The following is a 25,767-nucleotide window of genomic DNA, read 5'->3' as shown; positions in this document are numbered from 1 at the left end:
TGGAGGCGCGTCAGCTCGCGGCACGCGGGCCGAGGGGGGCGACGTTTTCGCGCGAAATCGGCGTTCCGCACGCGTGGCATGCGACGTTTTCGCGCGAAAACGCCAACTCGCGAGCGGGTATGAGGACGGGTGGACGGCGTGGTGTTGGAAGCGTTGCGCGACGCATTCGGGTTAGCTCCTAGCGGTTCCGGCGTGGATCGAGGGCCTGTTGCGCGACATCGCCGAGGACGTTGAACGCCAGCGCCGTCGCCGCGATCGCGATGCCGGGCACCAGCATCTGCAGCGGCGCCTGGTAGAGGAACGTGTAGGCGCGGGCCAGCATGGAGCCCCAGCTCGGGTCGGGTGGCTGCACGCCGAGGCCGAGGAAGCTCAGGCTGGCCTCGGCGATCAGCGCGTGCGCCAGCAGCAGGCTGGACTGCACGAGCACCGGCTGGATCGAGTTCGGCACCAGGTGCCGCAGCACGAGGTGCCGGCCCCGGCTGCCGAAGCTGCGCGCCGCCTCGACGTAGGTCTCCTCCTTCACCGCGAGGACCTGCGCGCGCATCAAGCGGGCCACCGAAGGCGCGAACACGATGCCGACCGAGATCATCGAGTTGACCAGGCTCGGCTGCAGGGCCGCCGTGATCGCGATCGCGAGGATGATCGCCGGGAACGACAGCAGCGTGTCCACCACGCGCATCACCGCGCTGTCGACGATGCCGCCGAGGTAGCCCGCGGCCAGCCCGAGCGGGATGCCGATCAGCAGCGCCACCCCGACCGCCAGGAAGCTCGCCAGCAGCGACGCCTGCGCGCCGTGGATCAGCCTGCTGAGCACGTCCCGGCCGAGGTCGTCGCTGCCCAGCAGGTAGCCGGGCGTGCCGGCCGGGGCGAGGATGGCGTCGAAGTTCTGCGCGTTGGGTTCGTGCGCGGTCACCACCGGCGCCAGCAGCGCCAGCGCCACCAGCACCGCGAGGTAGCCGGCGGACGCCAGGCCGCGCCAGTCCCGCACGACCAGCCACAGCCGGTTCTCCCGGCGCGGTGGGGAAAGCGTGGTCATGGCATCACTCCGAGATACGCGGGTCGATGAACCGGTAGGCCAGGTCGACCACCAGGTTCGTGAGCAGCACCAGCAGCGCGGTGATCAGCACGACGCCCTGGATCACCGGGTAGTCGCGCTGGGTGGTCGCCTCCACGACGAGCGTGCCGAGGCCGGGAATCGCGAACAGCGTCTCCACCACGACGCTCGCGCCGAGCACCCGGCTGACCAGCAGCCCGATGATCGTCGCCAGCGGTAGGCCGGCGTTCTTCAAGGCGTGCTGCCAGACCATCGTCCGGTGCGACAGGCCCTTCGCCCGGTGGGTGCGCATGAAGTCCGACCGCAGCACCTCGATCAGCGCGCTGCGCAGCTGGCGGCACACCTCGGCGGCCCCGACCATGCCGAGCGCGATCGCGGGCAGCACCACGTATTGCAGCGTCTGCACGGGATTCTCGGTGAGGCCGACGAATCCCGTCGCGGGCAACCACTGCAGCTGGACGGCGAAGACCAGCACCAGCACCATGCCGATCCAGAAGTTCGGCACCGCGATGCCCAGCGTCGCCGCGCCGGTGATGGCGGTGTCGGCCGGCCGCCCCTGCCGCAGCGCGGCGGCCACGCCGAGCGGAACGCCGAGGGCGACGGCAACCAGCAGCGCCGCCGCGCCGAGCGTCAGCGTGGTGGGAAGTCGTTGCCAGATAAGCGATCCCACGCTCTCGCCGGTGCTCAGCGAGGAGCCGAGATCACCGGTGATCGCGTGCCGCAGCCAGTCGAGGTACTGCACCGCGAACGGTTGGTCCAGCCCGAGCTGGGCGCGGATCTCGGCCAGTCGCTCCGGGGTGGCGTGCTCCCCGGCGATGGCCTGCGCGGGGTCGCCGGGGATCAGGTGCAGCAGGCCGAACACCACGAACGTCGCCAGCACCAGGGTCGGGACGGCCATCAAGACCCGCCGGCCGATCATGCGCAGCAGCGCGGTGTCCCGGCCCGGTCGCAAAGCCAGCGCGGTCATCGTTGGATCCTCACGGTGGTGAACTTGGGTTTGCCCAGCAAGTTCGGTTCGAAGCCCTGCACGTGCTCGCGGTAGGCGGCGACCGCGTCCGGGAAGATCAGCGGCACGAAGAGCGACTGATCGGCCACGATCCGGGCCACCGCGCCTAGCTTCTCCGACCGCTGGGCCAGATCCGCGGTGCTGTTCGCGGCGTTGAGCGCCTCGTCGATGCCGGGCGTGGCCACGTGCCCGGCGTTGTAGTAGCCGCGCTCGGTGAACATCAGCTTGTAGGTCAGGCCCGGGTCCGGCCGTCCGGTCCAGGCCGACAGCAGCGCCGGGTACTTGCGCTCGTTGAAGAACTCGCTGCTGGCCTGGGTCAGCTCGGTCGGGATCAGGTCGATCTGCACGCCCACCTTGCCGAGCTGGTACTTCAGCACCTCGGCCAGCCGCACGTTGACCGGATCCGGGTAGGTGAGCAGCGGGAACCGCAGGCCGTCGGCGTGACCGGCATCGGCGAGCAGCCGCCGGGCCCGGTCGGGGTCGTGCGGGTAGGTGGGCACCGCGGACTTCGGGAACGCCCAGTGGTCCGACGGCAGCGGCGTCCAGCCCGGTTCGCCCTGCCCGAACTGCGTGACCTTCAGGATCTGCTCGCGGTCCAGCGCCAGGTTCAGCGCCTCGCGGACCCGCTGGTCGCGGAACACCGGCGCGCTCAGGTCCAGGTAGATGATCAGCTGGTACAGCTGCGGGCCGGCGGCGACCTTGGTGCCCTTCGCCGCGCTGAGCAGCCCGACGTCCTGCGGCGGTGGGTTGAACACCATGTCCTGCTGGCCGGAGCGCAGCGCGTTCACCGCGGTCGAGCCGTCCTTCATGATCGTGAAGTCGATGCTGTCCAGGTGCGGCAGCCCGCGCTGCCAGTAGCCGGGGAAGCGCTCCACCCGCACCAGCTGGCCGTAGCGCCATTCGACGAACTTCCAGGGCCCGGCGCCGACGGGATTGCGTTCGAAGGCGTCGCCCTCGCGCTCGGCGGCGGTGGGTGAGACCAGCATCCCGGCGCGGTCGGCGAGGGTGAGCAGCAGCGAGCTGTCCGGCCTGGCCAGGTTCAGCCGCACCGTCCGCGCGTCGAGCACGTCGACGCCGGTCACGGCGGCCACATCGGACTTGATGTTGGACTTGGGGCCCTTGGCGCGCTCGATGTTGTACTTGACGGCCTGCGCGTCGACCGGTGTGCCGTCGTGGAACCGCACGTCCGGACGCAGGTGCAGCACCAGCGCGGTCGGGTCGTCCTGGTTCCAGGACTCGGCCAGTCCCGGCGCGGGCTCCAGCGTCTTCGGGTCGAACGACACCAGGGTGTCGTACATGGTGTAGAGGATCGCGTGGTCCGATCCGGAGTTGCCGCGCTGCGGGTCCAAAGAGGACGGATTGGACCGCCACGCCACCCGAAGGTGCTGGCCGCCCTCGGCGGCTCCGCTGCCGCACGCGGTCAGCGCCAGCAGCAACACCCAGACCACTGCGGCGATGCGCTTCACGCCTGGCCTCCTTCGACGCCGCGCAGCGGCAGGGATTCGGGGAAGTGGCACGCGGACCAGCGGCCCGGTTCGACCTCCGCCCACTTCGGGACCTCCTCGGCGCACCGCTGCTGCGCGTAGCGGCACCGGGTGCGGAACCGGCAGCCCGACGGCGGGTCCACCGGACTCGGGATGTCGCCTTCGAGGACGATGCGGTCCCGCTGCTGGGCGCCGATCCGCGGCTGCGCCGAGACCAGTGCCTCGGTGTAGGGGTGCAGCGGCCGCTCCACCACCTCGTCCACCGGGCCGAGCTCCATCAGCCGGCCCAGGTACATCACCGCGACCCGGTCGGCGATGTTCGAGACCACCGCCAGGTCGTGGGTGATGAACAGGTAGGACAGCCCGAGGTCGGCCTGCAGCCGGCGCAGCAGGTCGAGGATCTCCGCCTGCAGCGCCACGTCCAGCGCCGACACCGGTTCGTCGCAGACCACCAGCGCGGGATCCAGGACGAGCGCGCGGGCGATGTTGACCCGCTGCTTCTGGCCGCCGGAGAGCTCGTGCGGGTAGCGCCCGCCGTGTTCGGCCGACAGGCCGACCGACTCCAGCGCCGCCAGTGCGCGGGTCCTGCGCTCGGCGCGATTCCCCTTGCCCTGCACCACGAGCGGCTCTTCGACGCTGGCCGCGATGCGCATCCGCGGGTCCAGCGACGCGTTCGGGTCCTGGAACACCATCTGCAAGCGGGTCAGCGCTTCGCGCCGGGCCCGGCCGCGCAGCGCCGCCAGGTCCGCGCCCGCGAGGCGCACCTCGCCGCCACTGGGGCGCACCAGCTGCAGCAGCGCGCGGCTCAGCGTGGACTTGCCGGAGCCCGACTCGCCGATCAGGCCCAGCGTTTCGCCTTCGCGCAACGCGAAGGAAACACCGTCGACGGCGCGCACCCGCTCGCCCTTGCGCTTGGTCGCGAACGACACCGCAAGGTCATCGACCTGAAGCAACTCGCTCACCTCGCGACCCCCGGCAGCGTCAGGTCGGCGGTTCGGCCGCAGCGCACCGTGCGCGCGCCGGCGACCGGGAGCAGCTCGGGCCGGTGGTCCCGGCAGTCGTCGGTGGTGAAGTCGCAGCGCGGGTGGAAGACGCATCCCGGCGGCGGGGCGTCCGGCGGCGGCACCCGGCCGGGGATCGCCTTGAGCTCGGCGTGGCGGGCCTCGATCCGCGGGATGGCCTGCAACAGCCGCGAGGTGTAGGGGTGCCGGGGCGCGCCGAGCACGCCGGAAACGGGCCCGCTCTCGACCGTTTCGCCCGCGTAGAGGGTGACCATCCGGTCGCAGAGCTCGGCGACGACGCCGAGGTCGTGGGTGATGAACAGGACCGCCGTGCCGTGCTGCCGCGTCAGGTCCCGCAGCAGTTCGAGGATCTGCGCCTGGATCGTCACGTCGACGGCGGTGGTGGGTTCGTCGGCGATGAGCAGCCGGGGGCGGCAGATCAGCGCGATCGCGATCATCACGCGCTGCCGCATCCCGCCGGAGAGCTGGTGCGGGTACTCGCCGAAGCGCTGCTCCGGCAACGGGATCCCGACGGCTTCGAGCATCTCGACCGCGGCCGTGCGGGCGGCCCGCTTGCCCATGCCGCGATGCGCCAGCAGGCATTCGGTGAGCTGGTGGCCGACGGTGAACACCGGGTCCAGCGCGCTCATCGGTTCCTGGAAGACCATGCCGAGTTCGCTGCCGCGCAGCCGTTGCCGCTCCGGCTGCGAGAGGCGGAGCAGGTCGGTGCCCGCGAAGCGGATCCGGCCGTCGATCACCGCGGGCGGCGTGGGCAGCAGACCCATCACGGCGAGCGCGGTCAGCGACTTGCCGCTGCCGCTTTCGCCCGCCATGCCGACGATCTCGCCGGCACCGACGTCGAAGGACACGTCGCGCACGGCGGTGGTGCGGGATTTCCGGCCGAGGAAGGAGATGTTCAGGTGCTCGACTTCCAGCACCGGGTCCGGGGATTTGCGGGGGAGTGTCAACGCTGGCCTCCCGAGGGTGTGTGACGCCGGGCACTCTAAGCCGTGTGTAAAACTGACGTCAATATCAGTTTTTAGATGTGCGCTAAGTTGGCGCATCTCTGTACCGAGTCACCAGGAGGTAGCGGTGGCCGTTGAGCGGCTGCAACCGGTAGCCAGCCCGAAGACGCCGAAGGGGCGCGGCTCGAAGGAATCGCTGCTGCGCGCGGCGCGCACGGTGTTCGGCCGGTCGGGCTTCGCAGCGTCGCGCGTCGCCGACATCGCGGCCGAGGCGGGCATGTCCAACGGCGCGTTCTACCGGTACTACACGGACAAGCGCGAAGCACTGGTCGAGCTGATGACGGAGCTGCTGGACGGCCTCTTCGACCAGTCGCGCGCCCGGTGGAACCCGGGAGACGCGATCGAGTCCGTGGTGATCAGCACGGAGCGCTACTTCCGCTACTACGAGGACAACGCCGACCTGTTCCGGGTCCTGCACGAGACAGCGCAGACGGACCCGGAGATCGAAGCGATGCAGGCCGAGAGCCGGCGCACGTTCCACGACCGCATCACGCGGATGGCCCGCAAGGGCATCGAGCGGGGCCTGATCCGCCCGAGCCTCGACCCGGAGCTCAGCGCGGCGTTCCTGGGCGGCATGACGGAGCACTACGCCTACACGCGCTTCGTCCTCCACCGCTACCCGGAACGTGAGGTCCACGAGGTGAGCCGGGAACTGGCGAACTTCTGGGCCCACGGCGCCCTGACCTGAGCCGCGAACCGGAAATGCGCGCGATCTCTCAGCCGCGTGGGCCGGCCTGAGCACTTGCTGTCCGAAACCGGACGGGTCGTTCTCGGCTCTGCTGCCGCAGACGATTCGTCTTCACAGACGTCGTCGTGGATCATCCACGCTGATAATCGTCCACAAAGGCCGGACATCGAGCGAGATGGGGCGCGCTGTTGAAGCGTGTGGTTCCACCTGCCCCACAAGCGGTCAGCGGGACAGGTGGAGCGGCCGGATGAGCCGCGCGAACATCACGCCTCGGGCATGCTGGACTGGTGACGCAAGAACGCCCCATGCATCCCCAGGCGGGGCATCCCGGCGCCTTGGACGGCGATTCAGCCGCCAGCCCGGGCGTGCCCCTGTTCCGGGTGGGCGTCAGACCGGATATCGGACGCGCTTGGACCAGACGTGCCCGCTGCGCGCAACGGTGATCGGTCCCCGGTAGGCCGTGCGGGCAGCTGCTTTGGCATCCGCCGGAGTGACGTTCTTCATCAAGTACAGGTGGGTCAGCATGAGTTCCGCGGCGCCTGCCCTGGTCGCGAAGTTCCCCGACGTCCACGGCGCTGCACATGTTGCCACGATCGCGTTCGGGAACTTCCTTGGTGTACATCGCTTGTGCGAGGAAGAGGTCGGCGTCCTCGGCCAGCTCGACGAGTTCCTCGGCGGGCCCGGTATCACCGGTGTACGCGACCGTGATGCCGCCTGCACTGATCCGAAAGCCGATGTTCGGTTCGTAATGGGGCAGGGCGACAGTTCGCACCCGGAACGGGCCGAGGTCGAACGCGTGCGGGGGATCGATCACGTGCACGGTGTACGGATGGCCGACGAACTCCTCCCGGTCGAGCCCGAGCACCGCGTCCAGAGCGCCGGATGGTGCGTACAGCGGCACTGGCGGCAGGTTGAGGTCGCGTCGGAATGCCCGCGCGCGCAGGAATGGGCTGAGGTCGGCGACGTGGTCGGGGTGGCCGTGACTGATCAGCACCGCGTCGACCCGCTCAGGGCCGCAGTGCCGCAGCAGGGCCGGGAAGGACGCGTACCCGAAATCGAGGACCAGCCGGTATCCAGCGCATCAGGAATATCGCGAGTGGAAATCGTGCGTGGCGGGCGATTGCGCGGTCCAGGCGCACGATTGGATGCGAGAACGCCGAGCACCTTGCCGATCACGGCAAGCCGGTGCGTCCGGTCGGACACGATCGTAGTCGGGTTTCCCCATATGGTGGCGAATTCGCGTACTGGAACGAGAGGACCACGGGGTGCCGACCATGCGCGCCTCCACTGGCTCGCCTTCATTTTCCGAACAGCATCAACGCCGGTGGTGCAGTTCACCAGTTCCCCACCTCCGAAGGTGTCTCAAATGCCAGACACGCCTCGTCGTACCTTGGCTGCGGTGAAGGTCGACGAGACTCGCTGCGACTCGAGATGTGCACGGGGCGAGGGGGTGGCAGGCGAGGAGTTCGTACGACTTCTGTTCGATGGACAGGACTTCTTCGGTCCTGGGGGTGCGGGAGCCGGGAACTCGCCAACTTCTGGACCCACGGCGCCCTGGCCTGACGAGGGTTCGGCGAAACCCGCTCCACTGAACACCGGGCTTGCGTACTGTCGATCTCGTTCCCGTCCGAGATCTTGAAAGGCTGAATTGTGGGCGTCGATGCGAGCTTCCGGAGCGCCACCGAGCAAGAACTGGACCGCGCCCGCCGGGATGCGGCCTATGCCGCGCGTCTGTTGAACGAACCCGTGGCGGGAGACGAGACCCCGGGAGGCTCCAGCCTCAGCGTGCAGCGCCGCACCTTCTACATCCAGCGGTTCTCCCTCGACACGTGGGAGCACCTGGTCGCGGACGCGCCGGTGAACGTCTTCAAGGGAGAGGACTACGTCGACCTCGACTGGGACTACAACGAGGATGCGGAAGAGGACGACGACGGCCCCAGCCAGGCCATGGAGATCGACCCGGGCCTGATCGAGGAGCTGGCCGGCTGGCTGCGCGATGCGGAGCCCGAGGACATCTACGACGGAATGGACGAAGACGAGCGGGAGTTCGTCGAGGCCGAATTCGAAGACTTCCGCACGTTCGTCCTAGCGGTCGCCGAACGCGGCGAGGGCGCGCTCCTCCACGTCGCGTAGGGCCCGCGCTCCTCCAGTGCGCACCGACCGGTTCGCGGGCGCGGGGTTCTCCGCAATTTCAATGGAAATCGGACCTTCGATTTCCATTGAAATTGCGGGCCGTCTGCTGGCAGAGGGTGTCAGTGGACCGGGCCTAGTACGGCAGTCGGACTTCGTGGGCTGATACCAGCACTGACCTTGCGTCAGCCAACCGGTCCCGTTGTCGCGTGCGGTCGGACCGCTGGATCGAGCAGCGACAAGGTCCGTTGCTCCGCATCGAGAGCGACACGGACGCCGACGGGCATCGGCAGGTTCGGGCCGGCGTGTCCGAAATCGACGTTGCCGAGTACCGGGATATCACGCTTGCCGAGGACGTCGAAGACGATCTCGGGGAGGGTCGGCGAGGCATCGGACGAACCGAGCCCACCGATCCGGCATGGAACACCGACGACCATGCCGGAGATGCGATCAAGGATGCCGCAGTGCCGCAGCACGTGCAGGTCGCTCCACACCCATGACGCCTCGCCGCCAAGCTCCTCCCAGAACAACACCGCGCCGTCGAACCAGTCGAGCGGCAGCGCGTAACGCGTCGCCTGCGCCCTCATGATGCGATTGAGCACCCCGCCGATCAGCGGCCCTTCGGCACGCCCGGCACGCCAGCACTCCCACGACGGCTCGGTAGGCAGCGTGCCGATCGCCTCGGTACCGGTCAGCAGCGTTGAATAAAGGTCCTCAAGCTCCCCTCTGCGCGCGGCGGGGACGGCCTGCCACGCCCCGCCGAGGCCGGGCGTCGCCAAGTCGGCGTGGAATCCCACCAAGCCTGTGCGCGAATAAAGCACCAGATGCAGCAACGAGATGTCGCTGTAGCCGAGGATGGGCTTGGGATCGGCTGTGACCGCTTCGATGTCGACAAGGTCGAGGTAGCCGAGGACTGTCTGCCCCCCCGTCATGCGCGATGATCGCCCGCACCTCGGGATCCCGCAGCAGAGTGTTGAGCTCCTCGGCGATCTCCGCCGACGGGGCCGAACTCCACCAAGGCCTCCGCCCGGGTTCGAGCAGCGGCGCGCGACGCGGCCCGCACTGGTTCGAGCCGCCCATGTGGTGTTCGGCCGGAGCTCGCAGGTCGTGAAGGCCACCGGCAAACGCTTCGAGATGACCTTCGCCCTGCACCTCACGGTGGAGGGCGGCCTGATCGCCCGCCATCACATGTACGAGGACAGAAGTCAGCGTCGTCAACGACGACTTCGCCGGATGCCTCCGCGTGCATGCGGGTTGTCTCTGCACGCAGTAGCCGGGGAGTTATGGCAGTCCGAAGTGCTCACGGGTCGGAGCGGTCGCCGCGAGGAGTTCGTAGGCAGTGTGCTCGGTGTCGAGGACTTCTTGGGTTCGGACGTTCCGGTGCCAGAGTTCGCCTTCGGCGACCGCGTGGGCGTCGCGGAGTGCGAAGAGGGAGCGCGCCAGGCGGGAGCGGACACCGTCCACAGTAGTCTCTTGGTGTGAAACGGCTTCGCGGAGGGATTCCTGAGCCCGGCGGCACTCGGCGATCGCCGCTTCGAGGCGGCGGGTGGTTTGGCGGTTGATCAGCAGGAGGCTCACCGCCGCCGCGATCAGCGCGCCCAGCACCGTGGTGCCGATCCGCTCGGCGACCAGGGCGTTGTGCGCCGCCGGGTTGCCTAGCGAGCTGAGGCCGAGGGCCAGGGGAGTCACGAACATCAGCCCCAGGGCGTAGTTGGCCTGCACCACGAGTTCGGCGACCAGCTGGCAGACCACCACCAGGACGAGGATCGCCATCGGGCGCGGGTGGAAGCCGAACATCACCAGCGCCAGCAGGGCCCCGGCGATGGTCCCGGTCGTGCGCTGGACCGTCCGGTGCCAGGTGCTCGTCGCGTTCGCCGACTGCAGCACCGCGCTGGCCGACACGATCGCCCAGTACTCGTGCCCGAGCCCCAGCGCGCCGGTGATCAACCCGGCGAGCAGGCAGGCGATGACCATCCGCCCGGCGCCGGGCAGGAACGGCGCGATCCGCCGCAGCCGCTGGGTGGTCCGCAGTTTCAATTGAAACCGCGAACCGCGCGTCCTCGTCGACGGTTTCAATTGAAACTGCGGTTCCAGTGGACGGTTCCGGGGGGCCGGGACTCGGCCGCGGTGGATCTTCCGGGACAGCGCGCGCAGCTCCGCGGCGGCGTCGGTCGGGTGGTGGAGCAGGGTTTCCGCCTGGGCCAGGTGGGCGCGGATGCGGTCGAACGTGCCGCGGTGGGGCTTGCCGCGCAGCGTCGCCATCGCCCGGTGCACCGCGAGGTGCGCGCGGTGGCGGGTGGCGTGGCCCGGGGTTTCGAGGTGGTCCGCGACGGCCGCCAGGGCGCGGGCGGCGGCCACCCGGTGGGGCCCGGTCGGGTGCAGCAGGTTGCCGAGCAGGCTCAGCGCCACCGACAGCACTGCCGATGCGGCGGTGACCCCGATGTGCAGGCCGACGGTGGACCAGCCGTGCGAGGCGTACGCGGCGGCGCCGGCCGCGAAGACGAACATCAGGCCGCCGGGCGGGCCGAAGTCGAGCAAGTCCGACGCCAGCTTCCCCAGCGCCGCGATCGCCGTGAGCACGAGGACCCCGGCCAGCGGGTCGTCCGTGGCGGCGGCGATCATCGTTGCCGCCGCCACGCTCGCGACCAAGCCCAGCGCGATCAGCGACAGCAGGCGCGCCCGGCGGGACCACGTGTCCACCCGGCAGTACAGCGACGTGAAGGCGCCGAACGCGGCGAAGGGGACGAGGTCGATGCGGTCCAGCGCCACCAGCGCGACTATCGGCGTGGCGAACGACACGCCGACGCGCGCCGCGGGCACCACTACGCCGCCGACCGTCCAGTTGAACCGCAGCGCTTCGCGGGTGCGCAGGGTCCGGCGGAGACGGGAGACGGCGGCGCGGGAAAAGACGTTCACTAGTAAAATATTACCAGATGGTTTACTTGTGAAGGAGTTGCGTTGGGCGACGTGGTCGGACGGATCAGCGCGCAATGGCGCGAGCAGCGCCCGGACCTGGACGTGTCCCCGATCGACGTGATCGGCAGGGTGCGGCGGCTGGGTGCGCTGACCAACCAGCTCGACGAGTCCGCGTTCGCCGACTCCGGGCTGTCGCGGATGGAGTTCGAGGTGCTCAGCGCGCTGCGGCGGGCCGGCGGCGGGCTGCGCCCCAGCCAGCTCACCAGGGAGACGCTGTCCTCCGGCGCGGCCACCACTAAGCGGCTGGCCCGGCTGGAGACCGAGGGGCTGATCACCCGCACCTCGTCCCGGCGCGACCGGCGGGAGATCGACGTGCGGCTCACCGAGCGCGGGCTGGAGCTGATCGACCGGCTGTTCCCGGCGCAGCTGGAGCGCGAACGCGACCTGCTCGCACCGTTGGCACCCGACGAACGGGAGAAACTGGGCGAGCTGCTCGCCAAGGTGCTGGAATCACTCGACGGAACCGCGCGATGACCCGCTGTCCTGCGGCGAGGCGAGTGCGGGCACCTGATCTCGTTGGGTTAGAGTTCTTCGGTTCATCACGGGTGTTTCCCGCGACCTGGCGAACTCGGAGTGATCGTTCGATCACGAAGCGGTGGTCGACGTCGGTCGCCTGATCGAGAGGACCCAGTTGGCCACGGTGCAGTTCGAGTCCGGCCGTGCTGTCCTGAACCTCGGCGGCCTGCCGGACCGGCTTCGCGGAATCGTCGTGAACCACTCCCGCGCCGTCATCGCGGTCTCGGTGCCGCTGCTGATCGCGTCCTTCGCGCTGCTGGTGCTGATGCGGCGGGCCGGGCTGGACCAGGGTTCCGGCATCGACTACCAGGTGTACCGCTGGGCGGTGCACACCTGGCTGGCCGGCGGCGACATCATGAACACCGCCCCGACCGTCAGCATCGGCCGGGTGCTGCCCTGGGTGTACCCGCCGTTCGCGCTGCTGCCGCTGCTGCCGTTCGCGCTGCTGCCGTTCGTCGCCGGGCTGGTCGCGCTCTACGTCGTGGACCTGCTCGCCATCGGCGCGGCGCTGTACCTGGTCACCCGCCACCTGTGGCCGGTGGTCGGCAAGCGCGGCGCGCTCGCGGTGGCGATGGCGCTGCTGCCGTGGACGTTGTTCCTGGAACCGGTGTACGCCTCGTTCGGGCTGGGCCAGATCAACATCGCGCTGATGGGGCTGGTCATCGTCGACTGCCTGGCGCCCAACCCGCGCTGGCCGCGCGGCATGCTGATCGGCATCGCCGCGGCGATCAAGCTCACGCCCGCCGCCTTCCTGCTGTTCTTCCTGTTCCGCAAGGACTTCCGCGCCGTCGGTGTCGCGGTGGCGACGGCCGTGCTCGGCACGCTGGCGGGCTTCGCGCTGAACTACCGGGCCGCCGTGGAGTACTGGTTCGGCAAGGGCCCGGCGCACGGCGTCAGCGGCTCCGCCTTCCACACCAACCAGTCGATCATGGGCGGGCTGGCCCGGCTGGAACTGGGCCCGGTGGCGCAGAACGGGATGTGGCTGGTGCTCGCGCTGGCCTGCACGGCCGTCGTGGCCTACGCGATCCGGCGGACCGAGCCGGCGCTCGCCGTGGTCGCCAACGGCCTGCTCGCGCTGCTGGTGTCGCCCACGTCGTGGTCGGATCACTGGGTCTGGTGCGCGCCGGGGCTGCTGGTGCTGCTCGGCTACGCCGTTCGGCTGCGCAGCCCGGGCTGGCTGCTCGCCGCCGGGGTGACCCTGGCGACCGTGCTCGTCGCGTCGTTCCGGATGCTGCCCACGGGCCCGCCGTGGACGCCGTTGCAGCACGTGTTCGGCAATCCCTATCTGCTGCTGGGATTTGCGCTACTTGTGCTTCTCGGTCGTTTTGCCCGGAATCAACCGCGGCCGACTGCGCCGGAAGAACCACTCGCTGCGGCCGCGTTGCGGAGTTGAGCCGGGCGTCCTGCTCGACAGTGGACGGTCTGCGATCGCGAACTCGTTGCCAATCGGGTGAGTTCGCCGTGGTGCACCCGGGGTGTCCGGGCGAACACGGAAAGCGCTTGTTCTGAACCGAATCCGAACTCGTAGTGCGGCGATTCGGTGGTGCGCAAGAAGATCGTGAACAATGCCACTCGGGGCGTGGAACAGTCGCGTATGGACATTGTCGTGGTGCAGAATTCCCGAGCCCGCCGGGTTTGCGACAACGGTGTCCCAATGGCTGGGAGCTCCGCAATCTTCGTTTAACTTCGCGTTACTCAGCGGTAGCTTTCCGGCTGCTCGCTATGTAGAGTGCCTCAAACTGACCAAGAGTGCAACGGCGCATCCTTTTGTCAGTGCCCCCAAAGGCTCTTGCGGGATCGCAGTGGGTGAGTCATGCCCTGCTGCGACCTGCGGCCTGACGACGGGAGGTCTGATGCCCCAATCCCACCATGCAAGAATGATGGCGCAGCGCAGCGCCGCTTCCCAGGGTCTTTACGACCCGGCCTACGAACACGACGCTTGCGGTGTCGCATTCGTCGCCGACCTGCGCGGTCGGCGCAGTCACGACCTGGTGACCAAAGCGCTGACGGCGCTGCGCAACCTGGAGCACCGAGGTGCCAAGGGTGCCGACCCGGACACCGGGGACGGCGTCGGGCTGCTGACCCAGATCCCGGACGAGTTCTTCCGCGCCGTCGTACCGTTCGACCTGCCCGAGCGCGGCGGCTACGCGGCGGGTACCGCGTTCCTGCCCGCGGACCCCGACGAAGCGGCACGGGCCGCGGCGGACATCGAGCGGATCGTGGCCGAGGAAGGCCTGCGGCTGCTCGGCTGGCGCGAACTCCCGGTGGAGCCCAGCTGCGCCGGCAGTTCGGCGCGCGAGACCATGCCGAGCTTCCGCCAGTTATTCCTCGGTCCCCTCTCCTTTGTTGACGGCACCGATGCCGCGCACGGCGAGACGGCGCTGGAGTTCGAGCGGCGTGCGTTCTGCGTCCGCAAGCGGGCCGAGCACGAAGCCGACGTGTACTTCCCGAGCCTGTCGGCGCGCACCATCGTCTACAAGGGGATGCTGACCGAAGCGCAGCTCGGCGCCTTCTACCCCGACCTGCACGACGAGCGGTTCGCCAGCGCGATCGGCCTGGTGCACAGCCGCTTCTCCACCAACACGTTCCCGTCCTGGCCGCTGGCGCACCCGTACCGGTTCATCGCGCACAACGGCGAGATCAACACGGTCAAGGGCAACCGCAACTGGATGCGGACCCGCGAGAGCATGCTGGCCACCGATCTGATCCCCGGTGATCTGCAGCGGCTGTTCCCGATCGCGACGCCGGGCGCCAGCGACTCGGCGACCTTCGACGAGGTGCTGGAACTGCTGCACCTGGGCGGCCGGTCGCTGCCGCACGCGGTGCTGATGATGATCCCCGAGGCGTGGGAGAACCACGCCGAGATGGACCCGGCCCGCCGCGCGTTCTACGAGTTCCACAACTACCTGATGGAGCCCTGGGACGGCCCCGCGCTGGTGGCGTTCACCGACGGCACCCAGATCGGCGCGGTCCTCGACCGCAACGGGCTGCGGCCCGGGCGCTACTGGGTCACCGAGGACGGGCTCGTGGTGCTGGCCAGCGAGGTCGGCGTGCTGGAGGTCGACGCGGACAAGGTCGTCCGCAAGGGCCGCCTGCAGCCGGGCCGGATGTTCCTCGTCGACACCGGCGAGGGCCGCATCATCGACGACGACGAGATCAAGGGCGAGCTGGCCGCCGAATTCCCGTACCAGGAGTGGCTGGACGAGGGCGTGGTGCACCTGGCGGACCTGCCGGAGCGCGAGCGCGAGCTGCCCTCGCACGACTCGCTGATGCACCGGCAGCAGGTCTTCGGCTACACGCAGGAAGAGCTGGGCGTCCTGCTCAAGCCGATGGCCACCACCGGAGCCGAGCCGATCGGTTCGATGGGCAACGACGTGCCCTTCGCCGCGTTCTCCGAGCGGCCTCGGCAGCTGTTCGACTACTTCACCCAGCTGTTCGCGCAGGTCACCAACCCGCCGCTGGACGCGATCCGGGAAGAACTGGTCACCTCGCTGAGCACCCACGTCGGGCCCGAGCACAACCTGCTCGACCACGACCCGCGGGCCTGCCACAACCTGGCGCTGCCGTTCCCGGTGCTGGACAACGACGAGCTCGCCAAGATCGTGCACGTCGACGACGACGGCGACCACCCGGGCCTCAAGCCCGCGGTGATCGATGCGACGTTCCACGTCGCCGGTGGCGGCGAGGCGCTGCGCACGCGCCTCGACGAGATCTGCGACGAGGTATCGGCCGCGGTGGCGAGCGGGGCGCACGTGCTGGTGCTCTCGGACCGCTCGGCCGACGTCGAGCGCGCGCCGATCCCGTCGCTGCTGACGACCGGCGCCGTGCACCACCACCTGGTGCGCGAGAAGAAGCGCACCCAGGTGGGCCTGATCGTCGAAGCCGGCGACGTCCGGGAAGTGCACCATGTCGCTCTTCTCATCGGTTACGGCGCCGCTGCCGTTAACCCGTATGTGGCGATGGCCACCGTCGAAGATCTGGTGCGCGGTGACGTGATCAAGGGCGTCGACGCCAAGCAGGCCACCGCGAATCTCATCAAGGCGCTGGGCAAGGGCGTCCGCAAGACCATGTCCAAGATGGGGGTGTCCACTGTGGCCTCCTACACGGGCGCGCAGATCTTCGAGGCCATCGGCCTCGGCGACGAGGTCGTGCGGCAGTGCTTCACCGGCACCACCTCGCGGCTCGGCGGCGTCGGGTTCGACGTGCTGGCCGAGGAGGTCGCCGACCGGCACCGGCGGGCGTACCCCGCCGACGGCGTCGTGGCACCGCACCGGGTGCTGCAGACCGGCGGCGAGTACCAGTGGCGGCGCGAAGGCGAGCCGCACCTGTTCAACCCGCAGACGGTGTTCAAGCTCCAGCACTCCACGCGCAGCGGCCGCTACGAGGTGTTCAAGGAGTACACCCGGGCAGTCGACGACCAGTCGCAGGAGCTGATGACCCTCCGCGGGCTGTTCAAGTTCCGCTACTGCGTGCGCAAGCCGGTGCCGATCGACGAGGTCGAGCCGGTGTCGTCGATCGTCAAGCGGTTCGCCACCGGCGCCATCTCCTACGGGTCGATCTCGCAGGAGATGCACGAGGTGCTGGCCATCGCGATGAACCGGTTGGGCGGCAAGTCCAACACCGGTGAGGGCGGCGAGGACGCCGATCGGTTCACCCCGGACGCCAATGGCGATTCGCGGCGCTCGGCGATCAAGCAGGTCGCCAGCGGCCGGTTCGGCGTGACCAGTGAGTACCTGGTCAACTCCGACGACATCCAGATCAAGATGGCGCAGGGCGCGAAGCCCGGCGAGGGCGGGCAGTTGCCCGGCCACAAGGTGTACCCGTGGGTGGCCAAGACCCGGCACTCCACGCCGGGCGTGGGACTGATCTCGCCGCCGCCGCACCACGACATCTACTCGATCGAGGACCTGGCGCAGCTGATCCACGACCTGAAGAACGCCAATCCCAGGGCGCGGATCCACGTCAAGCTGGTGTCCGAGGTCGGCGTCGGCACGGTCGCCGCGGGTGTGTCCAAGGCGCACGCCGACGTGGTGCTGATCTCCGGCCACGACGGCGGGACCGGCGCCTCGCCGCTGTCGTCGATCAAGCACGCCGGCGGTCCATGGGAGCTCGGGCTGGCCGAGACGCAGCAGACGCTGCTGGCCAATGACCTGCGCGACCGGATCGTGGTGCAGACCGACGGCCAGCTCAAGACCGGGCGCGACGTGGTGATCGCGGCCCTGCTCGGGGCCGAGGAGTACGGGTTCGCCACGGCGCCGCTGGTGGTCTCCGGCTGCATCATGATGCGGGTCTGCCACCTCGACACCTGCCCGGTGGGCGTGGCGACGCAGAACCCGCAGCTGCGCGAGAAGTTCACCGGCAAGGCCGAATACGTGGTGAACTTCTTCGAGTTCATCGCGCAGGAGGTGCGGGAATACCTGGCGGAGCTGGGATTCCGGTCGCTGGCCGAGGCGATCGGGCACGCCGACCTGATCGACACCTCCGATGCCGTGCGGCACTGGAAGACCCAGGGCCTCGACCTCACGCCGATCACGCACGTGCCGGAACTGCCGCGCGGCGCGGCGCGGCACCAGACCACCGAACAGGACCACGGTCTGGAGAAGGCGCTGGACAACACGCTGATCCAGCTGTGCGAAGGGGCGCTGAAGGAAGGCACCCCGGTGCGGCTGGACATCCCGGTGCGCAACGTCAACCGCACGGTCGGCACCATGCTCGGCTCGGAGCTGACGCGGCGGTGGGGCGGCGAGGGCCTGCCGGACGACACCATCGACGTGACGTTCACCGGCTCGGCCGGGCAGTCCTTCGGTGCGTTCGTGCCGCGCGGCATCACCCTGCGGCTGCTGGGAGACGCCAACGACTACGTCGGGAAGGGCTTGTCCGGTGGGCGGATCGTCGTTCGCCCGGACGCGTCCGCGCCGTTCGCGGCCGAGCAGAACATCATCGCGGGCAACGTGCTGCTCTACGGCGCGACCGGCGGTGAGCTGTTCGTTCGCGGTGTCGTCGGCGAGCGGTTCTGCGTGCGCAACTCCGGCGCCGTGGCCGTCGTCGAAGGCGTCGGCGACCACGGTTGCGAGTACATGACCGGTGGTCGCGTGGTGATCCTCGGCGAGACGGGGCGCAACTTCGCGGCCGGCATGTCCGGCGGCGTCGCGTACCTGCTGGACCTGGACGCCAGGCGGATCAACCCCGAGATGGTCGACCTGGACCCGCTCGACGACGCCGACCGCGAGTTCCTGCACGACCGGGTTCGGCGGCACTACGAGCAGACCGAGTCGGCGGTGGCGCGCGAGCTGCTGGCCGACTGGGACACAGCCGTCGAGCGCTTCGGCAAGGTCATGCCGAGGGACTTCAAGCGGGTGCTCGCGGCCCGGACCGCCGCCGAACGCGACGGGCGCGACGTCAACGAGGCGATCATGGAGGCCGCACATGGCTGATCCCAAGGGATTCATGACGACGCCGCGGGAAACGCCGCGGCGTCGCCCGGTGGACGTGCGCATCAAGGACTGGCGCGAGGTCTACCTGGAGTTCGAACAGCCCAAGCTGCAGAAGCAGGCCGGCCGCTGCATGGACTGCGGGATCCCGTTCTGCCACCAGGGTTGTCCGCTGGGCAACCTGATCCCGGAGTGGAACGACCTGGTGTGGCGGGACGACTGGCAGGAGGCCGCGGAGCGGCTGCACGCCACGAACAACTTCCCGGAGTTCACCGGGACGTTGTGCCCCGCGCCGTGCGAGGCCGCCTGCGTGGTCGGCATCAACTCCGACCCGGTCAGCATCAAGCAGGTCGAGATCACCATCATCGACAAGGCCTGGGAAGCCGGTCACGTCCGCCCGCAGCTGCCCCGCGCGGGCACGGGCAAGAAGGTCGCCGTGGTCGGCTCCGGGCCCGCCGGGCTCGCCGCGGCGCAGCAGCTGACCCGCGTGGGCCACAGCGTCGTGGTCTACGAGCGGGCGGACCGCATCGGCGGGCTGCTGCGCTACGGCATCCCGGAATTCAAGATGGAGAAGCAGCGGCTGGACCGGCGGCTGGGCCAGATGCGGGCCGAGGGCACCGAATTCCGCACCGGCGTGAACGTCGGCGTGGACGTGACGGTGGAGCAGCTGCGCGACGACTACGACGCGGTGGTCCTCGCCGGTGGTGCGACGCAGGCGCGCGATCTGCCGGCGCCGGGGCGCGAGCTGGACGGCGTGCACCAGGCGATGCAGTACCTGCCGCTGGCCAACAAGGTGCAGGAGGGCGACCTCGCGCGCTCGCCGATCCACGCCGAGGGCAAGCACGTGGTCGTCATCGGCGGCGGTGACACGGGCGCGGACTGCGTCGGCACGGCGCACCGGCAGGGCGCGGCTTCGGTGACGCAGCTGGAGATCATGCCGATGCCGCCGGAGTCGCGTTCCGAGGCCCACCCGTGGCCGACCTACCCGATGATCTACCGGGTGTCCTCGGCGCACGAGGAGGGCGGCGAGCGCCTGTACTCGGTCAACACCCAGGAGTTCCTGGGCGACGACCAGGGCCGCGTGCGGGCGTTGCGGCTGGTGGAGGTGCGGCGCACCGACACCGGCTTCGAGCCGGTCGAGGGCACGGAGCGGGAGCTGCCCGCGCAGCTGGTGCTGCTCGCGATGGGCTTCGTCGGCCCGGAGCGAGCGGGTCTGCTGGAGGATCTGGGCGTATCCCTGGACGCCCGCGGCAACGTTGCCCGGGACGAGAACTTCATGTCCAGTGTGGACGGAGTCTTCTCGGCGGGGGACATGGGCCGCGGCCAGTCCCTGATCGTCTGGGCGATCGCCGAGGGCCGCTCCGCGGCGGCCGGGGTCGACCGCTACCTGGCGGGTCGCAAGATCCTGCCGTCGCCGATCGCTCCCACCGATCGTCCGATGGTGTGATCGAAAGCTGTTCGCCGTGAGGCGAGGGGCGCCCCTGACCGAGCCGGTCAGGGGCGGCCCTCGCCTCGTGCGGAGCCCCGGCCTGGACGAGACCGCGCCGGAGCGATCGGGGGTCGTGAGCGTTTTGGGCCGCCATAGCAGTCCAAAACGCTCACGACGTCGGCTGCCGCCGTCAGGCGAAGGCGTCGACGCCGGTCAGCTCGGCGGAGAGCGCCCACAGCCGGGCCGCCTGGCCCGGGTCGGTCACGTAGTCGCGCACGCCGGTCCAGCCTTCGGTGCTGTCGGTGGGTTCGGCGATGTCGCAGTCCTCGCAGTAGGCGCCGCCCATCCCGGCCAGCCGCGGGGACGTCGCCGCCCAGACCTGCGTCGCCGCGCCCTGCTCCGGCGTCTTGAAGTCGCTGTTCACCAGGTTGCCCGCCGCGTCGATCCAGCCTGCCGCGACCATCTCCTCCTTGGGCAGGTGGCGCACCAGCGGCGTGAGGATGGCGCCGGGGTGCAGCGAGAACGCCCGCACGCCGCGATCCCGGCCGAGCGCGTCGAGGTGGGTGGCGAACAGCGCGTTCGCGGTCTTCGACTGGCCGTAGGCCAGGAACCTGTCGTAGCCGCGCTCGAAGTGCGGGTCGTCCCACCGGATCCCGGAGAACTGGTGGCCCGCCGAGGACACCGAGACGACGCGCGCACCCGGCGCGATCGCCGGCCACAGCAGGTTGATCAGCGCGAAGTGGCCGAGGTGGTTCACCGCGAACTGCATCTCCCAGCCCGGACCGACCCGAGTCTCCGGGCAGGCCATGGTCCCGGCGCTGTTGATGACCAGGTCGATGCGGCGGCCGGAGGCGAGGAACCCTTCGGCGAAGCCGCGGACGCTGTCCAGATCGGCGAGGTCCATCCCGGCCACCTCGACATCCCCGAGGGCTTCCCGCGCCTCGGCCACCCGGCGGGCGGGGACGACGACGTGAGCCCCCGCGTCGGTGAGCGCGCGGGTGGTCGCCAGACCGATGCCGGAGTAGCCGCCCGTGACGATCGCGAGCTTGCCGGTGAGGTCGATCCCGCGCAGGACTTCGGCGGCGGTGCTGCGGGCGCCGAACCCGGATCCGATCCTGCCCTGCGGTGTTGCGGTTGCTGTCATGCGGCGGACGCTATGAGCTAGAGCCCGCTCTAGGTCAAATCAGTAGGCTCGCGGCATGACCCACAGCGCCTCGGAGCTCAGCATCGGACAGGTCGTGGAACGCACCGGGCTGAGCGTGCACGCCCTGCGCTTCTACGAACGCGAGGGCCTGCTGATCGGCCCGGTGCGGCGCAATTCCAGCGGTCGCCGCGTCTACCGCCGGCTGGACGTCGAGTGGCTGGTCAACTGCACCAAGTTCCGCGCCTCGGGGATGCCGCTGGCGACCATCCGGCACTTCGCCGAGCTGGTCCGCAGCGGACCCGGCAACGAGGACGAGCGGCTCGCGCTGCTGCGCGAGCACCAGCGGCAGGTCGTCGACCGGATCAACGAGCTCACCGACTGCCTCGCTCTGATCGACCACAAGGTCGCGGTCTACGAGGAGCACGTCTCCAACGGCACCGCGAGCGGCCTCTGGAACCTGCCGGAATCCGCCGATCAGGCGGGCTGACGCGGAGTCCGGATCGAGTACTGCTCGACGGGCCATCTGACCAAGTTCGTCAAGCCCGGCGCGGTGCGCAACGTCGCCTGGCGCGACCCGGACGGCTCCGAGGCGCTGATCGCCTTCAACGCCACCGATGCCACGTAGAACGTGGTGGTGAACTGGGCGGGCCAGTCCTTCGCCTACGACCTGCCGGGCCAACACGGCAGGGAGGTCCACATTGGATCTTGAATGGAACTCCCGTCTGGCGCGGTGGATTGCGCCGCCGGAGGCGGTGTGCGCCGTGAAGCAAGCGCGTTCACCGATCCGGACGAAGCCTTGGTCCGAAGGTGTTGCAGATGATCAGCGGGCCTCGGAAACCCGGGCGCGCTGCCAGAATCGAGGCATGTCGCAGTCCAGGGGAAACAGGACGCCGTTCGACGAGATCTACGACCAGCCCGACCCCCGCGCCTACTTCCGCAGCCTCGGCCGGTACGGCTACCGGACGCCGCACCACGCCCAACCGGTGTTCCGCCGCCTCCTGGCGGAACGGGCGAGGTCCGGGCGGGTGACGGTGCTGGACCTGTGCTGCTCCTACGGCATCAACGCCGCGCTGCTCAACCACGACCTGACCTTCGACGACCTCCACGCCCACTACACCTCGCCGGACGTGGCCGAGCTGGGGACCGCCGAGCTGATCGAGCGCGACAAGGACTTCTACGCCGCCCGCCGCTGCGCGGACGCAGTCCCGGTGGTGGGCCTGGACATCGCCGCCCCCGCGATCGACTACGCGGTGGCCGCCGGCCTGCTCGACGCCGGTTTCACCGAGAACCTGGAGACCGCGTCCGCGTCCCCGGCGTTCTTGCGGGCCGTCGCTCCGGCGAACCTGATCACCGTGACCGGCGGCGTCAGCTTCCTCTCCGCCCGGACCTTCCACCAACTGCTGCACGCGGCCGCCGATCCGGTGTGGGTGGCCGCTTTCGTCCTGCGCACCGGGACCTACCGGCCGATCGCCGACGCCCTCGCCGAACACGGGCTCGTCACCGAGGTCGACGCGGACCGCACCTTCGTGCAACGCCGGTTCACCGACCCGGATGAGCAGCACTACGCCATCGCGGCCGTCGAGGCCACCGGAGCCGACCCCGCCGGGAAGGAGGCCGGGGGCAGCTACCACGCCGCACTGCACCTGTCCCGCCCGCCGCAACACCTGACCACGCCTTACGGCCGCATCATCGCGCCCGGAGCCTGAACCGCCGCCGCAGGTTGTGCGGCGGCGGCTGCGGCGCGTTCAGGCGGTCTTCAACGCTCCGGTGTTGTGGGCGATCCGCCCGCCGACGACCGTCGCGCCCACCGTGAGCTCACCGATGCGTTCCGGCGCCACGCTCAGCAGATCGTCGCTGAGGACCGTGAAGTCGGCGAGCATGCCCCGGGCGAGGGTGCCCTTGATGTGCTCCTCGTGGACGGCATGGGCCGAGCCGATCGTGTAAGCGCGCAGGGCTTCGTGCGCCGTCACGGCTTCGTCCGGGCCGATCGGCGCGCCCGAGGCGGTTCGCCGGTTCACCATGTCGTGGATGCTCAGCAGCGGGTCGGGGGCGACCACCGGTGCATCCGTGGAACCCGGCAGCACCACTCCCGCGTCCAGGAACGAGCGCATCCGGTAGGCGAGCTGCCCCCGCTCGGGCCCGAGGGCCGCCAGCATGCCGTCGCCGATCTCCGACAGGAACCGGCCCTGCGGCACCGGGATCAGGCCGAGCTCGGCGATCCGGGCGACCTGCTCGGCGCTCGTCACCGCCGCGTGCTCGATCCGGTGCCGTACATCCGTGCGCGGGTGCAGCCGCTGCGCCTCCTCGTAGGAGTCGAGGACGACGTCGAGGGCGGCGTCGCCGATGGCGTGCGTGGCGACCTGCCAGCCGCAGCGGTGCGCCTCGACGATGTAGCGGCGGATCTGCTCCCGCTCGTACTGCAGCAGCCCGCTGTTGCCGGGGGAGTCGTGGTAGTCGCAGCACATCGCCGCGGACCGGCCGATCAGCGAACCGTCGGAGAGGATCTTCGTCGGCCCGATGCGCAGCCACTCGTCGCCGAACCCGGTGCGCAGGCCGAGGTCGAGGCCGTACCAGGTGTTGCCCGGCTCCAGCGCGCCGCAGTCGTGCAGCGCGGTGATGTAGGGCATGACCGTCATCCGGACGCCGAGCAGCCCCCCTTCCCGCGCGCGCATGTAGGCGTCCAGGTCGGCGGGGCCGTTGCCGATGCCGTCGACGACGCCGATGCCCGGCTCCGTCGCGCTGGTCAGCCCGATCGCGAGCGCAGCCTCCGAGGCGGCGGCGATGTTGGCGACCCACTCCTCGGTCGGCTCCGGCCGGAGCACGTGCTCGACCAGCTGCATCGCGGTCTCCTGGAGCAGCCCCACCGCGCGCCCGCCCGCGTCGCGCACGACGTGGCCGCCCGGCATGTCGGGCACGTCCGCGAGGTCGGTGAACCCGGCCCGCTTGAACGCCTCCGTGTTGGCCACGGCCATGTGGTGCGAGGTGTGCATCAGCCACACCGGGCGACCCCGTGCGGCCCGGTCGAGCGCTTCGGCGGTCGGGTGGGCGCCGATCTTGTTCTGGTCGTAGCCCGAGCCCGTCACCCACGCGTCGGCCGGCAGCGTCGCCGCCCGCTCGGCCACCGCCTGGTAGAGCGCGTCGAGGCTCGGCGCGGCCTCGTAGGAGACGTCCAGCTCGCGCAGCCCCTTGCCGACCAGGCTGAGGTGGTGGTGTGCGTCGTTGAAGCCCGGCACTGCGTGCGCGCCGCCGAGGTCGACCACCACGTCGGACGTGCAGCCCGCCACCTCGTCGTCGAGCGCGGCGATCCGGCCGCCCAGGACGCCGACGGTGTGGGCCGCCGGTCGGTCCGGGTCGAGGGTGGTGAACCGTCCATTGTGGAAGATCGCGTCGAGGCGCACGATTGGTCAACTCCTTCTCTGGATGGGTCAGGCGATGGCTTGGGCGGGCTGTTCCTGGGCCGCTCGCCGCGCGCCGAAGCGGGCAAGACCGTCGACGCTCGCGGTCGTGATCAGCAGCAGGGCCACGTAGAACGCGGCCACCGGCCAGAAGGAACCGCCGCTGGAGGTCAGCAGGGCCTGGGCCGCGAACGGCGTCGTGCCGCCGATGAGCGTCGAGCAGAGCTGGTAGGCCAGCGAGATCCCGGTGTAGCGGATCCGGGAGGGGAAGGCGCGGGCGAGGAAACCGGCCAGCACGGCGTAGTACCCGGAGCCGCTGACGGTGGCGAGCGCGATGCCGGCGAAGACCAGCAGCGGCTGCGCGGTGTTGATCAGCAGGAACATCGGGACGGCGACGACGGCGTTGACCAGCAGCGAGCACACCATGAACCGGGCCTCGCCGACCCGCTCGGAAATCAGCGCGGCGACCGGCTGCCACAGGAACTGCACCACCGAGATCGCGAGCAGGACGTAGAGCATCGTCTGCCGGTTCATGTGCAGCTCGTTGGTGGTCCAGGAGAGCACGAACGTGTTGGTGAAGTAGGCGGTCGAGATGCCCATGATCGAGGCGCCGATGCCGAGCAGCACGGTCCGCCAGGCGGTGCGCAGCACCTCGGCGACCGGCAGCCGCACCACGTCGCCGCTGGACTTGACCCGCTCGAACTCGCCGGACTCCTCGACCTTCATGCGGATCAGCAGGCCGACCACGACGAGGACCCCGGACAGCAGGAACGGCACGCGCCAGCCCCACGCGAGGAAGGCGGCGTCGTCCAGGGTGCCCGCGGCCAGGAAGACCAGCGTGGCCAGGATCGCCCCCGCCGGGGAGCCCTGCTGCACCAGCATCGCGAAGAAGGAACCCCGGCCCTTCGGCGCGTTCTCGGACGCCATCAGGACCGCGCCGCCCCACTCGCCGCCGACGGCGATGCCCTGGACGGCGCGCAGCAGCGCCAGCAGGAACGGGGCGGCGACGCCGATCTGCGCATGGGTGGGCAGCACGCCGATCAGGAAGGTGGCGACGCCCATCAGCAGCAGCGTGGTGACCAGCGTGCCCTTGCGGCCCATGCGGTCGCCGAAGTGGCCGAAGATGATCCCGCCCAGCGGCCGGGCGAGGAAACCGACCCAGAAGGTCGCGAAGGAGGCGAGCACACCCGCGGCGGGCGACACCGCGGGGAAGAACAGCTTCCCGAAGACCAGCGCGGACGCCGTTCCGTAGATGTAGAAGTCGTACCACTCGATGGTGGTGCCGACGAAGGAGGCGAGACCCGCGCGGCGGGCCTGGCTGGAGGCGCGGGCAACCCCGGCGGGGCGTGGGACGTTCATGGGGTCTCCGGCGGTAGCGGAGCCTTCGGTGCGGGTTCTCACCGGAGGAGCCGGGCGGGTGTGTTGGACAGCCCATAGTTTGAGTTCGGCCTCCGATGTCGTCTAATACTTGATTGCTAGCAATCCGAT

20 protein-coding genes are annotated in these 25,767 nt (G+C 69.9%); 9 read left to right on the top strand and 11 right to left on the bottom strand.

What is annotated here, in order from left to right; translation table 11 throughout:
• Positions 1-178: 178 nt before the first annotated feature.
• From E1288_RS13895 to E1288_RS47950, 5 genes are read right to left on the bottom strand one after another with little or no spacing between them, the layout of a single operon-like run.
• A complete protein-coding gene (locus E1288_RS13895; RefSeq protein ID WP_132485004.1) occupies positions 179-1,036 on the bottom strand; it encodes an ABC transporter permease in 858 nt (285 codons plus the stop codon).
• Between the two features lie 4 nt (positions 1,037-1,040).
• Positions 1,041-2,021: an ABC transporter permease gene (locus tag E1288_RS13890; RefSeq protein WP_132485002.1), complete on the bottom strand. Its 981-nt coding sequence runs from the start codon at positions 2,019-2,021 to the stop codon at positions 1,041-1,043.
• A complete protein-coding gene (locus tag E1288_RS13885) occupies positions 2,018-3,526 on the bottom strand; it encodes an ABC transporter substrate-binding protein (RefSeq protein ID WP_132485000.1) in 1,509 nt (502 codons plus the stop codon). Before E1288_RS13885 ends, E1288_RS13890 begins: the two co-directional genes overlap by 4 nt.
• Positions 3,523-4,506, bottom strand: a complete 984-nt coding sequence (locus E1288_RS47955; protein WP_207954348.1) for an ABC transporter ATP-binding protein — start codon at positions 4,504-4,506, stop codon at positions 3,523-3,525. Before E1288_RS47955 ends, E1288_RS13885 begins: the two co-directional genes overlap by 4 nt.
• Positions 4,503-5,513, bottom strand: coding sequence for an ABC transporter ATP-binding protein (locus E1288_RS47950; protein ID WP_235883536.1), 1,011 nt, complete (start codon positions 5,511-5,513; stop codon positions 4,503-4,505). Before E1288_RS47950 ends, E1288_RS47955 begins: the two co-directional genes overlap by 4 nt.
• Before the next feature lie 124 nt (positions 5,514-5,637).
• Here E1288_RS47950 and E1288_RS13875 point away from each other — a divergent pair, with 124 nt between their 5' ends.
• Positions 5,638-6,258 carry a TetR/AcrR family transcriptional regulator gene (locus E1288_RS13875; RefSeq protein WP_165968102.1) on the top strand — a complete coding sequence of 207 codons (621 nt, stop codon included), beginning with the start codon at positions 5,638-5,640 and terminating at the stop codon, positions 6,256-6,258.
• Between the two features lie 130 nt (positions 6,259-6,388).
• Here E1288_RS13875 and E1288_RS13870 read toward each other — a convergent pair whose 3' ends face one another.
• Complete coding sequence (locus E1288_RS13870; RefSeq protein WP_132484996.1) at positions 6,389-7,324, bottom strand: MBL fold metallo-hydrolase; 936 nt, start codon at positions 7,322-7,324, stop codon at positions 6,389-6,391.
• A 584-nt stretch (positions 7,325-7,908) separates the two neighbouring features.
• Between E1288_RS13870 and E1288_RS13865 the strand changes: the two genes are divergently transcribed.
• Positions 7,909-8,391 (top strand): hypothetical protein, encoded by a 483-nt coding sequence (locus E1288_RS13865; protein WP_132484994.1) that lies wholly within the window; start codon positions 7,909-7,911, stop codon positions 8,389-8,391.
• 182 nt (positions 8,392-8,573) lie between these two features.
• Here E1288_RS13865 and E1288_RS13860 read toward each other — a convergent pair whose 3' ends face one another.
• Both E1288_RS13860 and E1288_RS13850 read right to left on the bottom strand, forming a co-directional pair.
• Entirely contained in the window at positions 8,574-9,320 is a 747-nt protein-coding gene (locus E1288_RS13860; RefSeq protein WP_207954342.1) for an LD-carboxypeptidase, read from the bottom strand.
• Positions 9,321-9,669: 349 nt separating this feature from the next.
• Positions 9,670-11,304, bottom strand: a complete 1,635-nt coding sequence (locus tag E1288_RS13850) for an FUSC family protein (RefSeq protein ID WP_132484992.1) — start codon at positions 11,302-11,304, stop codon at positions 9,670-9,672.
• Positions 11,305-11,355: 51 nt separating this feature from the next.
• Between E1288_RS13850 and E1288_RS13845 the strand changes: the two genes are divergently transcribed.
• The 4 genes from E1288_RS13845 (at position 11,356) to E1288_RS13830 (ending at position 19,758) form a co-directional block, all read left to right on the top strand.
• Positions 11,356-11,838, top strand: coding sequence for a MarR family winged helix-turn-helix transcriptional regulator (locus E1288_RS13845; protein WP_235883544.1), 483 nt, complete (start codon positions 11,356-11,358; stop codon positions 11,836-11,838).
• 121 nt (positions 11,839-11,959) lie between these two features.
• Positions 11,960-13,273 carry a glycosyltransferase family 87 protein gene (locus E1288_RS13840; RefSeq protein WP_132484990.1) on the top strand — a complete coding sequence of 438 codons (1,314 nt, stop codon included), beginning with the start codon at positions 11,960-11,962 and terminating at the stop codon, positions 13,271-13,273.
• Positions 13,274-13,757: 484 nt separating this feature from the next.
• Positions 13,758-18,314: a glutamate synthase large subunit gene (gene gltB / locus E1288_RS13835; protein ID WP_408013339.1), complete on the top strand. Its 4,557-nt coding sequence runs from the start codon at positions 13,758-13,760 to the stop codon at positions 18,312-18,314.
• Positions 18,307-19,758 carry a glutamate synthase subunit beta gene (locus tag E1288_RS13830; protein WP_132484986.1) on the top strand — a complete coding sequence of 484 codons (1,452 nt, stop codon included), beginning with the start codon at positions 18,307-18,309 and terminating at the stop codon, positions 19,756-19,758. The genes gltB and E1288_RS13830 overlap by 8 nt, the downstream gene beginning before the upstream one ends.
• Before the next feature lie 172 nt (positions 19,759-19,930).
• On the opposite strand, the gene E1288_RS13825 is transcribed toward E1288_RS13830, so the two are convergent.
• Positions 19,931-20,884 carry an SDR family NAD(P)-dependent oxidoreductase gene (locus tag E1288_RS13825; RefSeq protein WP_132484984.1) on the bottom strand — a complete coding sequence of 318 codons (954 nt, stop codon included), beginning with the start codon at positions 20,882-20,884 and terminating at the stop codon, positions 19,931-19,933.
• Positions 20,885-20,939: 55 nt separating this feature from the next.
• Between E1288_RS13825 and E1288_RS13820 the strand changes: the two genes are divergently transcribed.
• From E1288_RS13820 to E1288_RS13815, 3 genes are all read left to right on the top strand, one after another.
• Positions 20,940-21,371, top strand: coding sequence for a MerR family transcriptional regulator (locus E1288_RS13820; protein ID WP_132484982.1), 432 nt, complete (start codon positions 20,940-20,942; stop codon positions 21,369-21,371).
• Between the two features lie 12 nt (positions 21,372-21,383).
• Positions 21,384-21,509: a hypothetical protein gene (locus tag E1288_RS50125; protein ID WP_328592460.1), complete on the top strand. Its 126-nt coding sequence runs from the start codon at positions 21,384-21,386 to the stop codon at positions 21,507-21,509.
• Positions 21,510-21,747: 238 nt separating this feature from the next.
• A complete protein-coding gene (locus E1288_RS13815; RefSeq protein ID WP_132484980.1) occupies positions 21,748-22,590 on the top strand; it encodes a hypothetical protein in 843 nt (280 codons plus the stop codon).
• A 39-nt stretch (positions 22,591-22,629) separates the two neighbouring features.
• Here the strand turns inward: E1288_RS13815 and E1288_RS13810 are convergent, their stop codons facing one another.
• Complete coding sequence (locus E1288_RS13810) at positions 22,630-24,282, bottom strand: amidohydrolase (protein ID WP_132484978.1); 1,653 nt, start codon at positions 24,280-24,282, stop codon at positions 22,630-22,632.
• Between the two features lie 27 nt (positions 24,283-24,309).
• The gene (locus tag E1288_RS13805; RefSeq protein WP_132484976.1) at positions 24,310-25,638 is read right to left on the bottom strand and encodes an MFS transporter; all 1,329 of its coding nucleotides are present in this window, start codon (positions 25,636-25,638) and stop codon (positions 24,310-24,312) included.
• Between the last annotated feature and the right edge of the window lie 129 nt (positions 25,639-25,767).

This window comes from Saccharopolyspora elongata (assembly GCF_004348985.1).
In the GTDB taxonomy this organism is placed as follows: domain Bacteria; phylum Actinomycetota; class Actinomycetes; order Mycobacteriales; family Pseudonocardiaceae; genus Saccharopolyspora; species Saccharopolyspora elongata.
Note: the sequence above shows the minus strand (reverse complement) of the source record. Positions and strands in the feature narration are given on the sequence as shown.